General features: G+C 36.0%; 12 protein-coding genes. 6 read left to right on the top strand and 6 right to left on the bottom strand.

The window, feature by feature from the left end; all coding sequences use genetic code 11:
- Positions 1–84 precede the first annotated feature (84 nt).
- Genes N3C60_05355 through N3C60_05345 form a run of 3 tightly spaced genes read right to left on the bottom strand, consistent with a single transcriptional unit; the run spans position 85 to position 3,775 of the window.
- On the bottom strand, positions 85–1,968 hold the full coding sequence (locus tag N3C60_05355) for a DUF3488 and transglutaminase-like domain-containing protein (GenBank protein MCX8084332.1): 1,884 nt from the start codon (positions 1,966–1,968) through the stop codon (positions 85–87).
- Entirely contained in the window at positions 1,946–2,827 is an 882-nt protein-coding gene (locus N3C60_05350) for a DUF58 domain-containing protein (GenBank protein MCX8084331.1), read from the bottom strand. The genes N3C60_05355 and N3C60_05350 overlap by 23 nt, the downstream gene beginning before the upstream one ends.
- 15 nt (positions 2,828–2,842) lie before the next feature.
- Positions 2,843–3,775 carry a MoxR family ATPase gene (locus N3C60_05345; protein ID MCX8084330.1) on the bottom strand — a complete coding sequence of 311 codons (933 nt, stop codon included), beginning with the start codon at positions 3,773–3,775 and terminating at the stop codon, positions 2,843–2,845.
- A 75-nt stretch (positions 3,776–3,850) separates the two neighbouring features.
- Here N3C60_05345 and N3C60_05340 point away from each other — a divergent pair, with 75 nt between their 5' ends.
- From N3C60_05340 to N3C60_05315, 6 genes are read left to right on the top strand one after another with little or no spacing between them, the layout of a single operon-like run.
- Positions 3,851–5,227, top strand: coding sequence for an NAD(P)/FAD-dependent oxidoreductase (locus N3C60_05340; protein ID MCX8084329.1), 1,377 nt, complete (start codon positions 3,851–3,853; stop codon positions 5,225–5,227).
- 15 nt (positions 5,228–5,242) lie between these two features.
- Positions 5,243–5,704 (top strand): HyaD/HybD family hydrogenase maturation endopeptidase, encoded by a 462-nt coding sequence (locus N3C60_05335; protein ID MCX8084328.1) that lies wholly within the window; start codon positions 5,243–5,245, stop codon positions 5,702–5,704.
- Positions 5,701–6,864: an HlyD family efflux transporter periplasmic adaptor subunit gene (locus N3C60_05330; protein MCX8084327.1), complete on the top strand. Its 1,164-nt coding sequence runs from the start codon at positions 5,701–5,703 to the stop codon at positions 6,862–6,864. The genes N3C60_05335 and N3C60_05330 overlap by 4 nt, the downstream gene beginning before the upstream one ends.
- Entirely contained in the window at positions 6,861–8,645 is a 1,785-nt protein-coding gene (locus tag N3C60_05325) for an ATP-binding cassette domain-containing protein (GenBank protein MCX8084326.1), read from the top strand. Before N3C60_05330 ends, N3C60_05325 begins: the two co-directional genes overlap by 4 nt.
- Positions 8,635–9,753, top strand: coding sequence for an ABC transporter permease (locus N3C60_05320; GenBank protein MCX8084325.1), 1,119 nt, complete (start codon positions 8,635–8,637; stop codon positions 9,751–9,753). Before N3C60_05325 ends, N3C60_05320 begins: the two co-directional genes overlap by 11 nt.
- Complete coding sequence (locus N3C60_05315; GenBank protein ID MCX8084324.1) at positions 9,747–10,856, top strand: ABC transporter permease; 1,110 nt, start codon at positions 9,747–9,749, stop codon at positions 10,854–10,856. The genes N3C60_05320 and N3C60_05315 overlap by 7 nt, the downstream gene beginning before the upstream one ends.
- Here N3C60_05315 and truA read toward each other — a convergent pair.
- Genes truA through N3C60_05300 form a run of 3 tightly spaced genes read right to left on the bottom strand, consistent with a single transcriptional unit; the run spans position 10,839 to position 12,484 of the window.
- Positions 10,839–11,609, bottom strand: coding sequence for a tRNA pseudouridine(38-40) synthase TruA (gene truA / locus N3C60_05310; protein ID MCX8084323.1), 771 nt, complete (start codon positions 11,607–11,609; stop codon positions 10,839–10,841). The genes N3C60_05315 and truA overlap by 18 nt on opposite strands.
- The gene (locus N3C60_05305; GenBank protein ID MCX8084322.1) at positions 11,596–12,315 is read right to left on the bottom strand and encodes an energy-coupling factor transporter transmembrane protein EcfT; all 720 of its coding nucleotides are present in this window, start codon (positions 12,313–12,315) and stop codon (positions 11,596–11,598) included. The genes truA and N3C60_05305 overlap by 14 nt, the downstream gene beginning before the upstream one ends.
- Positions 12,281–12,484 (bottom strand): twin-arginine translocase TatA/TatE family subunit, encoded by a 204-nt coding sequence (locus N3C60_05300; protein MCX8084321.1) that lies wholly within the window; start codon positions 12,482–12,484, stop codon positions 12,281–12,283. The genes N3C60_05305 and N3C60_05300 overlap by 35 nt, the downstream gene beginning before the upstream one ends.
- Positions 12,485–12,486: the final 2 nt, after the last annotated feature.

Genomic DNA, 12,486 nt, shown 5'->3' with positions numbered 1-12,486 from the left:
CCCAAATTTTAAAAGATGTTCCACAACTTTTTCGTTTATCTTTATATTGACCGGAGTAAGATCTATATTTTCCATAAAAAGCCTCTACTTTTTATAGGTATTTTTAATACGATTTATGAGAAAAAGTAAAGTATTTTTTTCGATCTTTTTTTCCCTGAAAAGCATTCTATTGTAGTGTTCAGAAAATTCTTCGGCTTGTTGCTTTAGATCGGGATCTTTTATCTCCTTTATGTTCCAGCTTAGTGGAAGCATTGGGTCGATTGCTATTCCTTTGCTTTTTAAAACTCTATAAAAATAATCCAAGTAGTAATGGTTATTTTTTCTCCTTCTATGAAGAAATATGGCAGATGCTGCTAAAATTATGAACACTGGTAAAGCTAAAAGCCATTTCTTGTCTGGTTGTAAATGAAATGTTTTAAATTCTGAAGTGATTTTAAATGCAAGTTCCATCTGCATCTGTAGGTTATAATTCACTATAAATTTTGTCCAATAGTAGGAGATTATATCCAGATAGATTTTTACCTTTAGGCTCAGTGGTAAGTTATCTCTTTTGGTGAAATTGGATATTTGGGCAGGGGTAGGATCGACCCTTATCCATTGATCATTTACCAAAGCTTCTACCCAGACATGGGCATTTTTGTTAGAAACAGCATAGTAACCAACTTCCTTGTTATAAAAACCGCCAAGAAAGCCTCCAACAAGTCTTGCTGGTATATCATTTGCCCTAAGGAGGAGCGCTGTAGCTGAGGCGAAATATTCACAGTTACCTTTTTTATGGTTAAATAAAAACTCTTCAAGGGCATTTGCTCCTCTGGGGAGGTTTTCCAAAGAGTATTGGTAGTTTTTTTTCAAATAGTCGGTTATATTTGTTATGGTGGAGCTGGTATTGTCTTTACGTAGTTGTTGGGCTAAGGCTGTTATCTTTGCGGGGATCGATGATTTGTCTTCACTATTTGCTATGTCTGAATATTTGTCAATAAATCTATCTGTTATAATTGATATACCTTTGTAGGAAACCTTCTTAGAGATCTCTTTTTGACTTAAAAACTCAAGTCCTTCTGTTTTTGTAACCCTTGTATCTTTGAAAAATAGACTAACAGGCTTATCCAATGTAATGAGATATTTGTCTGATGTTGGCTCCAAATATATTTCATATTCGATCTTTTCTCCATCTTCAAAATGGAATTTTGTTCTTCCTATAAGATTAGAGGAGCTCCAGATATTATCTTTGTAAATGTCAAAAACAACAGCTCTCCAGTATAAATTGTGAGGGTCTATTTCTTTCATCCTGGCTCTGAAGATGATATCTGTGTTTTCCTGTATGCTTGAAACTGCTCCTAAGTTTATCTTAGAGGTGAAGCCACTTCTTGCTACTTCTCCTCTACCCAAGAAATCGAAAAGGGGGGTATGGGTTCTTGGTATAATGAAAAAGAGTAAAATGGCAATGGGAATGGATAGTAGGGGTATTATTATGGTTTTGTAAAAAAGTTGTTTTATTTGTTGCTTATCAATACTGATATCCCCTTGATGATCGTAGATTGTCAGTATTATCATCAAAAAATTTATGATAAAAATGGCCAAACTTAGGTAGAGTAGAAATATCATGCCTATATCCATAAGCCCAGAGGCTGTGATGAGAAATAGAGAGAGGGCAATGATCTGCATATAGTCTCTGTATCTTTTTTCTTCCAGTAGTTTTATGCATATAAAAACCGCTATAACCTTTATGAGCGTTGTAACTAATGTGTTTAGAGTAATGTTTAAAAATAACATGATAGTTATAGATATAGCTGTGAGGGTGAGGAGTCTTCTATTTATTCTGATATTGTGCTTGTTACTATAGAGATGGTGGAGCATTGAAATGATTATTGCAATAAGGTAGGGGATGCTAAGATATTTGAATACTGAAGTTACGGAAACTAATATAAGCAAAAGGGAGAGATGGTTAATGATCTGTTTTGTTTTCATATAGCGCCAGCATTTTTAATACGGTTCTTCTGTCTGCGTTAGACCTTACAAAATAGGTTTCACCTTTGAGCACAAGGGAAAAAACAACTCCATTTTTGTAAAACTCTTCAACCATTTTTGTGGCCAAACTGAGACTTTCTTCGAGGGGGTAATATTTGATCAGATCTTCAAAAACTATTTGAAAACTTCTGCTATCTTCTCCGGTATATTCTTTAGTATACAGTTCACCTGTTTTGGCAAACTGTTTCCAAAAGATCCTTTTCGCAGGATCATTGCTATAACTTCTAATATTACTTAGTTCTTCAAGCTTCATTGTCTTTTTTGATGAATCATTTGAATCCCCAATAATATTGTAGTTGTCTGTAGAGACCAAAATATTTGCAGGTTCAGGGAAGACAGTTATCTCACTATCTATTTTATAGTATTTATACCTAACAAAGAAATTAAAAGGGTAAGGGGACTCTATCATAATGGATTCCAACTTGTGAAGACCTCTTTTGTTGAATTTTATGTTTACAAAACTTCTACTTGAGGAGGCTGGCGATATAAAGAAAATATCCTTTTGTGTGTTTAGGATAAATAGTTTAAGAGCTACAGATGGTAAGAATTTCTTGTTGTTATATATTTCTAATGTGAATTCACCATCTTTATTGGCAAAAATATCCCCAACAGGATAGATTTTAAAAGAAAGTCTATGGATGTTGTTTTTTCCCACAAAACCAGAGATACCCATCACTGCAAGCATAAATGAGACGACTATGAAAACAAGGTTGTTGTTGGTATTTATAGCAGAAAAGCCCATAAAAACTGTGAGGATGATATATAGCCAACCAGCTCGGGTAAATCTTATTCCAGACAAGGTTACCCCTTTTGATCAGACATAGGGAAGTGGCGTCGATTTGATGATATCAAAGATTATTTTATCCTTTTCGTCATAGGAGAGCTTTTCTCTAAAAGATATTCGATGAAGCATGGTAAAACGGTAGTAATCGAGTATATCCTCTGGTATTATATAATCCCTGCCCTGAATGTATGCGGATGATTTTGCTGCATTTACGATCGACAGTGCTGCCCTTGTGGAAAGCCCTATGGAGATCGCCGGATGGTTCCTCGTTTTGTTTACTATGTCAAGAAGGTATTCTAAGAGATCATCTTTTACTTTTACTGATTTTATTATCGTTAACATTTCATGAAACTCATCATGGTTTATTACAGGGTTTGATTCATATATCCCTTTTCTTGAACTACCACCTTTTAGGATTTCTAATTCCTCCTCTTTTCGAGGATACCCTAAACTTATCTTCATTAAAAACCTGTCCAATTGGGATTCGGGTAGGGGAAAGGTGCCAAAGGATTCGGATGGGTTCTGAGTAGCTATGACAAAAAAAGGTTGGGGAAGTTTATATGTATTCCCTTCTACCGTTACCTGTTTTTCCCCCATAGCTTCAAGAAGAGCACTTTGGGTTTTCGGAGTGGCCCTATTTATCTCATCTACTAATACAATATTGTTAAAGATGGGACCTTTTTTGAATTCGAATTCATTTTTTTCTTTGTTAAAGATATTAAGGCCAGTAACATCAGTTGGGAGAAGATCGTTGGTGCACTGTATCCGTCCAAAGGATAGGCCCATTGATTTGGCTATGGCAATGGCAAGGGTTGTTTTCCCAAGTCCGGGATTGTCTTCTACAAGAACGTGCCCTTTGCTGAGAAAAGAAATCATACAAAGGAATATAGCCTTATCTTTGCCTTGTAGATAGGTCTTATAAAACGACATTAGTTTTTCTACCGGTTGGGGTGACTTTTGCATAGTTTCTCCAAATAAGTTTTATATTGATTATAATTATTATTGGCGTATAATACAATAAAAAAAATTAGGTGTGGTATGAAAAAAGTCGTAATAATCGGTGGAGGCTTTGGTGGGTTATCTGTACTTACCAAACTGAAGCGTTATGCCCAAAAGCTCTTTGATGTCACCTTGATTGATAAAAATAACTACTCCTTGTTTACCCCTATGCTTCCGGAGGTAATCAGTGGAAATGTAAACCCTGAGAATATAGTGTTCCCTTTACGGGAGATCGCTGTTAGGAACAAAGCCACTTTTATAAGGGATACGGTTGTTGGTATCGACAAACAGAATAAAAGGGTAATTACTCAAAATGGTGAGTTGTCCTATGATTACCTTGTGGTGGCTGCTGGATCCATGACAAATTTTAGGGGCAATGTTTCAGCCCAACAGTACTGTTTTGAGTATAAAAATATAAACGATGCCATAGCTCTTAAGTATTCCGTGATAGAGTTGTTGGAGTCTGCAATGGTTGTTCCTGCTGAAGAAAGAAAGTCCATACTTTCCTTTTCAATAATTGGTGGAGGTATAACTGGGGTAGAGCTTGCTTGTGAGTTGATAGACTTTATAAAAAGTAAGATCAAAAGGGAGTATAAGGGATTAAAAGAGGATGATTTTACAATAACCGTTTTTGAGTATGCAAAATATATCCTACCTGCCATAGATGAAGCTCAATCCAAGAAGGCACATACCTACCTGTTAAACAAAGGAATAAACATTATCTCAAATGCAGTTGTGGGTAAAATATCGGAAGGAGAGATTGAGTACTCAATAGGTGATGAACACTTTACCCACAAAACAAATATCATCATTTGGACTGCTGGAGTAAAAGCACCAGACTTTTTGGCTTCCTTATCGGAGCAAAGATTAAGCGATGGTAGAGTAAAGGTTAATAAAAATTTGACACCCATAGATGATGGAGACTCAGGAGTGTTTGTAATAGGTGATTGCTCTGCTTATGACCACAAGGGGAAAATACTACCACCAGTGGCACCCCTTGCCATGCAACAGGCTTCGATAGTGGTTGATAATATTTATAACCTTTACAATGGCTTTCCTCTGAAAGACTTTAAATATATCCACTTTGGATATCTTGTTTCTCTCGGTAAAAACAATTCTGTAGTGAATCTGTTCGGTCTTAAGTTTAGAGGTCCTTTTGCATATCTCATTTGGAAGTTGGTCTATATCTATAAAATAGGTATGTTGCGTAAGCAGATTGGGGTATTTTTCGATTGGGTAATGGTGACGCTGTTTGGTAGTGAGGCATCTTTGATAATAAATGTGGAAAATTGTCCAGGGGGTGTTTTGAAAAGTATAAACGGTTATACCATAAAAATAAACCCCGAAAATTGTAAGAGATGCGAGCACTGTGTTCTGGATGTCACAGGGAAGATATCCTGTGGCATTAAAAAATGAAAAAGGGGATAGTTCATGAACATATTGGTACTTGGATTAGGGAACCTTCTTATGAATGATGATGCTGTAGGTGTGGTAGCAGTACAAGAACTGAAAAAGATCATCAATGATAATGACCATTTGAGGATAGTAGATGGAGGGACATTGGGGCTTGATCTTTTACATTATCTCGAATGGGCTGATAATATGATTATTGTAGATGGTGTGGATCTGGGTATAGAACCTGGTACTGTTGTGAGAATTGAAGGAGAGGATATAAATGTGGTATTTGAGTCGAAACTTTCTCCCCATCAGATGGGATTAAAGGATATTTTGTTGACTGCCGAATTGATCGGGTGTAAGCCAAGTAAGATTACACTTTTTGGTATTCAGACGAAAAGTATACAGATGGATATGAGTCTATCTGATGAGGTAAAAAACAGTTTAAACAAGCTTTTAAAACATGTTATACAAGAGATTGAAGAGGCTGCAAGATGAATGTAATAAAGCCTTTTATGGCGCTTATGTTCATTCTTTTTGTTGCATGTCATAACAAAAGTACTGACCAAATAATGATAAGTGGACGTATAGAGGCTGAGGAGGTCAATCTGGCGTTTAAATATCCCGGTAAAATTGTTCAGATGGATATCTTTGAGGGGAGTGAAGTTTTGCCAGGAGTTATAGTAGCAAAAATAAAAGCGGATGAGATGATATCCCAGTTAAACAGAAGTAAGATCGATTATACATCCACAGCAACTATGAGGGAGTCGAAGTTGATTCAGCTTAAGGGGATGAGGGATAAGTTGGAGCAGCTTATTAATAAGAAGAAGATTGCAGAGGAGGCTATCGACAATGAGATAAAGATTGCTCAAAACAATGTTTTATCTGCAGAGCAGAAACTAAAAATAGATAAAATAACATCGGAAAAAGTGCAGATAAATTTGAGTAAAATAGAAAACGATTATAGTAGATTCAAATCCCTCTACGAACAACATGCTATACCAAAACAGAAGTATGAAGAGATCGAAAACCTCTATAAAATAACAAAGAGAGATCTTGATCTTGCTAATGAGAATGTCAAAATTTCGGAGCAACAATTAGAGACGGCTAAAAATAGCCTCGACATAGCTTTTTCAAAGAGAAAAGAGATAGATATCTTAGATAAAGAGATAGCCTTTTTGAACAAAAATATAGAGATACTCAAAAAAGAGCTTATCATTGCAGATTTAAATATGGACAAATCAAAGGAGTTAATCAACGAGGTACAAAGTCATATAGAGGATACTGTTATAAGACCCCAAACTAAATTGATCATTACAAAAAAGTTCTCCCAGTTGGGGGAGGTGGTGGCTGCAGGACAGCCCATTGCTGTGGGTTATAACCCTGAGGAGATACATTTCAGAGGTTTTATATCTGAAGTGCAGTTGGGTAGAATCAAGCTAAACTCAGAGGGGTATTTAAAAATAGACTCGTTTCCGGACAAAAAGTTTAAGGGTAGGATAACGTATATAAGTAATAGGGCTGAGTTTACACCGAAAGAGGTCCAGACTCAGCAGGAGCGGGTAAAACAGGTTTTTCTTATAAAGGCTAAAATAATCGATGATGAAAAAATATTAAAACCTGGTATGCCTGCAGATTTTATTATAAATGAAAAATGAATATTGTTGAGCTTTACGGCATAGAGAAAAGTTACAAAAAGATCAAAGCCTTAAAGAATATTTCCCTTAGCATACCAAAGCAGAAGCTCACATGTATCGTTGGCCCTGACGGTGCTGGAAAGTCCACCCTGTTAAAGATTATGGCTGGTGTATTGAAAAGTGATGCGGGTAAAATTGTTTTAGATGGCAGACATATTGGTAGAATAGATGAGATGGAAAAGTACAAGGATTTTATCGCTTTCATGCCTCAGGGGCTGGGGCTTAACCTTTATCAGAATCTTACCATTGAGGAGAATATCGATTTTTTCGCAGATTTACATGGTTTAGATCATTCTTTGCGGGAAAGAAGGAAAGAGTTGTTATTAAAAGCTACTAACCTGCTCAAATTTAAAGATAGGGAAGTGAGTAAACTATCGGGAGGGATGAAGCAAAAACTGGGTATCTGCTGTTCACTTATTCATTCACCTAAGCTTATGATTCTGGATGAGCCCACCACAGGGGTAGATCCGGTATCCAGAAAAGAGCTTTATCTTTTGATCCATAGGTTTATCGAGGAGGAAGGAGTATCTGTGGTTGTATCAACATCTTACATGGATGAAGCAGAACGGGGGGACAAGATACTTATTCTTAATGAGGGTGAGCTTATTCTGGATAACTATCAATTCGAGGAGGAGATGGAGGTTTACGAATTGAAGAATGATGACTATATGACGGTTTATAACAACATGGATCCGCAGGAGTATCATTTCATAAAACTTTTGAGAAATGGTATAAGGTTTTGCCCTAAATATAAAGATGAAAGGGGGCAAAAGGCTTATTTGAGATTGGAGGATAGGCTACTCAAAGTCATAGGAACAAGAAAACTGAATTTAAATATAGCCGAAAAGGCCCAGTTGAGTGAAAAGATTATAAATGTGGAAAATGTGTCGAAAAGGTTTGGTGATTTTTATGCTGTAAAAGATTTATCTATCGATATCTATGAGGGGGAGATTTTTGGGCTACTGGGGCCAAATGGAGCTGGTAAAACCACACTGATAAAGATGATTTTAAATCTCTATGAGCCCAGTAGTGGTATAATAAGAACTAATATCGAACCTTCCATGATTAGATCTCATTTGGGGTATATGTCACAAAAATTTTCCCTTTATTCAGATCTAACTGTCAAAGAGAACTTAATGTTTTATGGTTCAGCCCATAATATGCCTCTATCTGAGATAAAGAATAAGATAAGAGAGCTTTTATCCATCTGCAATCTTGAGCTTTATGAACAGGACATCGTGGAAGCATTACCTCTTGGGATCAAGCAGCGCTTAGCACTTGCTTGTGCCATTATTCATGAGCCCAAATTGCTTTTTCTTGACGAACCCACATCTGGCGTAAGTGTTGCAGAGAGGGATGTGTTTTGGCAGATAATAAGATATTTATCTAACACAAAGCACACTACAGTACTTGTCTCTACCCATTATATGGATGAAGCTGATTACTGTGATAGATTGTGTATGATGCATGAAGGTAGAGTTGCCCTCATTGGTACACCTGATGAACTAAAAGGGGTATTAAAAAATAAATTGGGTGAGCCTTATCTCTTGGAGGTGGACAATCCATATACCACGTATAGTATGTTGAAAGCTGAAGGCTATAGGGTCGATATATTCGGAAACAGAATAAAAATCTTTCTTAGAACCATAGAGGATGTTCATGGGGTATCTTTTAAAGCTGTTCAAAAGTCGGAGATAACCATAGAAGATGTCTTTGCGAGTGTAACGGAACATGCAATTTAATAAAATAAAAACGGTCTTTAAAAAAGAATTAAAAGAGCTCAAAAAAGATAGAATATCAAGGATCATGGTTTTTCTTTTACCAATGGTTATTGTTATTGTTTTTGGTTATGGGATGGCCCTTGATGTGGAAAAGATCCCCTTTGTCATACTTGATGAGGACCAGAGTTTTATAAGTCGTGAGATTTCATACAAATTTATAAACAACAATAGGTACTATAGCTTTCACGGTTATGTAAAAAGTCAGTCGGAAGCCATAGAAATGATAGATAAAAATATAATAAGGACGCTTATCGTCATCCCTTATGGCACAGAGAAAAGGTTGAAAAGTGGTAAAAGATCAGAGATCCAGATCATAGAAGATGGGATATTCCCTTATAGGGCATCGGTGTCGAAGACTTATAGTAATATAATCATCACCAAATACAACCTGGAACTCCTTGAAAATAGACATATCGATGATCTCATGATCGATTTCCGGATAAGGTATTGGTTTAATGAAAACATGAGACAGAAGAACATAACTGCCTCTGGCGTTTTATTAGTAGTACTTTTTATAGCGCCTGCTATTCTGTCATCTTTACTCATAGTAAAAGAGAAGGAGTCAGGGTCGATTTACAACATCTATACTTCATCCATAAGTCGATTTGATTTTATTATATCGAAACAGATATTTGCCATGACGGTCTCATTTTTGAACTATTTTATCCTCTTTGCCATGATTATGGTACTTTTTAAGCCCCCTTTTAAAGGTAGTTTTCTGCTTTTTACCATCTCCTCTTTTATCTATTTGCTTGTTTCCACATCGCTGGGTATTTTGATCTCCACCTTTGTAAAAACTCAGGTGTCAGCGGTGGTGGCAACGTCTGTTATCTGTATAATTCCATCGATCCTTTATTCAGGTTATTTGACACCAGTTAGCTCTATGACAAATGAGGCCTATATAATGTCCCAGTTGTTTCCAAACTTTTATTATTTTAATCTTATCAAAATGAGTTTTCTTAAGGGTTTTTCATGGCAGATATTTTTCTTTAATACATCGGTGCTTGTTTTGTTTTATTTGTTTTTTTTAGTTCTTTCTATACTAAGATTTAGGAAGTACGAATGTTAATCCGCTTGGGCTCACTTATCATAAAAGAGCTTGTTCAATTTATCAGAGATAGAAGTTTGCTGGTGTTTGTGGTTTATCTTTTTACTGTGGATCTTTATATTGCAGCAAACGGGATAGATCTGACGCTAAAAAATGCAAAATTTTTTGTTTTAGATGAGGATTTTAGTGTAGAATCTAGGGAACTTGTGTCGAGATTTCAGCCACCTACCTTTAGATTTGAAGGGTATCTTTTAAACGAAAGGGGTATCGAAAGTGTTCTCATGGAGGATAAGGCGGTGGTTGTGATTGTTATACCAAAGGACTTTGGTAAGCGCATCAGAAAAGGTGAAAAGAATGACATAGGTCTTATAGTAAATGGTAGTGAGACCTCAGTGGGGTATCTGTTTGCGGGATATGCCTCAGAGATCATTTCCAAGTTTGCTTTAGACAGTGTGTTGGAATCCAAATTTTACTCTCAACCGATTATAGAGTTAAGACAGAGGGTTCTTTATAATCCTAATTCTGATTCCAATATCTTTATGAGCATTACTGAGCTTTTTTCTGTGATTACCCTTTTGATCCTTATTCTACCTGCTTCTGCAATCATAAGGGAAAAATCAAATGGGAATTTGGAGATGATCATGGTATCCCCAATTAGGGTATCTGAATTTATGATGGCAAAGATAGTGGCGATGAATATAGTGATTATATCAGGGGTCATCTTATCTACTATTTTTGTTTTAAATGGCTTGCTAAAGATACCTTTTACTGGGAACTATTTAAATTTTATACTTTTGACAGTTTTATATGTTTTTACGTCATCTGGGTTATCCATGTTTATAGCTTCTTTGTCAAATAATATGTTGCAGGTTTCCCAGATAACAATAATTATTCTTTTACCTATACTTTATCTTTCAGGTTCTTGGACACCCTATGAGAGTATGCCCTATCTTTTCCAAAAGCTGACTTATCTTTCACCACTGAAATACTACCTCGAGGGATCGTTTGCGGTTATTTTAAAGGGACTTGGGTTTAAATATGTATATAAGTATATGATAATGATACTTTTGTTGGGTTTGCCTGTTTTTTTTGTGGGGAGTTATTTCTTAAGGAGAAGGATCTAAGGGCGAACCTGGATCTGGGTAAAATACCTCTTTGAGATACAGACCCTGGGGTGGAGCAGTGGGACCTGCCTTTTTCCTGTCTTTGCTTGCCAGTATATCCATTACTGTTTCAGGGGTGAGTTGCTTTCTGTAGATATAAAAAGTGGTACCGATGATATTTCTAACCATGTTGTGTAGAAAGCCGTTGGCATTTATCTCTATGTTTACAATATCGTTTTCGGCATAGAGTTTGATAAAGTTTATGGTCCTGACGGGGTTTTCTTTGATGCTTTTCATAGTGCACATGGCACTGAAATCATGGGTACCTACAAATATTGAGATAATATTATAGAAATACTCCAGATCTATTCTGTTTCTTATCCACCATACCCGGTGTCTTAGAAAAGCCGAAGGGGTATCGGAGTTTAGGATCTTGTAAAGATATGTTTTGCTGATTGCAGATTTCTGTGCATGAAAGTCCAGTGCAACATCTTCTACCTTTTTGATGATGATACTTCTTGGTAGGAGGCTATTTAAGCCCAATTTAAGGGATTCACAGTTGATGTATTTATCAGATCTAAAATTAAATACTTGGGCAATGGCATGAACACCCGCATCGGTTCTGCCAGAGCCTATGATGTTTATGCGCTTTTTATAAATTCTAAAAAGTGCAGATTCTATTTCTGACTGGATGGTAACCAGATCTTTTTGGTACTGCCAACCGTGAAAATCTGTGCCATCGTATTCGACGGTGCATTTTTTATTGTATAACATCTGTTCCAAATAGCACCATTATAAAGATAATTAGGACTAAGATATCCTTTTTGGAGGGGTACCTCAGGGTGGTGAGCATCAAAGCCCTGTAGGGTGTAATTCTTTTAATATGATAGGTGGAGGTGAGGGTCTCATAAAAGATGTCGCTGATTGTAGTTACTAATTTTTTGGGTAGATTGATATCTACCTTTTTCCATTCAAAGGTTTTTAGCTTTTTTTGAATTGTTACCAGATTTTTTTCAGAAAGGTAGACGGTATTGATCATGATCCGTTGTAACTCCTTTTTATCCACAAGAAGGGTTAGTGGGTATAGAATATGAAATGCCACCCTAACGAGATCATTTTTGCTACATGATCTAACAAAGAGATAGGAGTACAAAAAGATGCTGGTTAAAATTAGAAATTTATTATAGAAAAAAAATACCCCTTCTCTAATGCCGATGTCAGAGGTAAAAACTATATATAAAGAATAAAAGGATATCAAAAACAATAGATATGAAAGTGCCTTAAATTGCTTATAAACATTAACCATACTATCAAAAGAGATTATTATCAATAACGCTATACAGGTGTATAACAAAAGAATAGCCCAAGAATGTATCTTTGTTATCTCTAAAAATATTCCTATTAGGAGAATAAACTTTACTGCCGGATTGATACTTTTTATGAAATTAGCTATTTCTTGTTTGGGTATCTTTTTGCTCACCGTTTTTCTTTGGAGTGATATCTATGGTGTCGTCTTCTTTTGCTGCACTTTTAAAGTTTCTGATGGCTTTGCCCATACTTTCTCCTATTTGAGGAAGCTTACCAGCACCAAAAACAACTAAAACAACCAACAATATCAATATAATTTCTTGAGTACCCAATCCAAACATTG

The sequence above is a fragment of the Calditerrivibrio sp. genome, assembly GCA_026415135.1.
Lineage (GTDB): Bacteria > Chrysiogenota > Deferribacteres > Deferribacterales > Calditerrivibrionaceae > Calditerrivibrio.
Note: the sequence above shows the minus strand (reverse complement) of the source record. Positions and strands in the feature narration are given on the sequence as shown.

What these genes read in the sequence shown, in the direction of transcription:
- N3C60_05330 (MCX8084327.1), top strand. Translation starts at nt 5,701, where the DNA reads ATGAATGTAATAAAGCCTTTTATGGCGCTTATGTTCATTCTTTTTGTT.
- N3C60_05315 (MCX8084324.1), top strand. Translation starts at nt 9,747, where the DNA reads ATGTTAATCCGCTTGGGCTCACTTATCATAAAAGAGCTTGTTCAATTT.
- truA (MCX8084323.1), bottom strand. Translation starts at nt 11,609, where the DNA reads ATGTTATACAATAAAAAATGCACCGTCGAATACGATGGCACAGATTTT.
- N3C60_05325 (MCX8084326.1), top strand. Translation starts at nt 6,861, where the DNA reads ATGAATATTGTTGAGCTTTACGGCATAGAGAAAAGTTACAAAAAGATC.
- N3C60_05335 (MCX8084328.1), top strand. Translation starts at nt 5,243, where the DNA reads ATGAACATATTGGTACTTGGATTAGGGAACCTTCTTATGAATGATGAT.
- N3C60_05320 (MCX8084325.1), top strand. Translation starts at nt 8,635, where the DNA reads ATGCAATTTAATAAAATAAAAACGGTCTTTAAAAAAGAATTAAAAGAG.
- N3C60_05355 (MCX8084332.1), bottom strand. Translation starts at nt 1,968, where the DNA reads ATGAAAACAAAACAGATCATTAACCATCTCTCCCTTTTGCTTATATTA.
- N3C60_05300 (MCX8084321.1), bottom strand. Translation starts at nt 12,484, where the DNA reads ATGTTTGGATTGGGTACTCAAGAAATTATATTGATATTGTTGGTTGTT.
- N3C60_05345 (MCX8084330.1), bottom strand. Translation starts at nt 3,775, where the DNA reads ATGCAAAAGTCACCCCAACCGGTAGAAAAACTAATGTCGTTTTATAAG.
- N3C60_05340 (MCX8084329.1), top strand. Translation starts at nt 3,851, where the DNA reads ATGAAAAAAGTCGTAATAATCGGTGGAGGCTTTGGTGGGTTATCTGTA.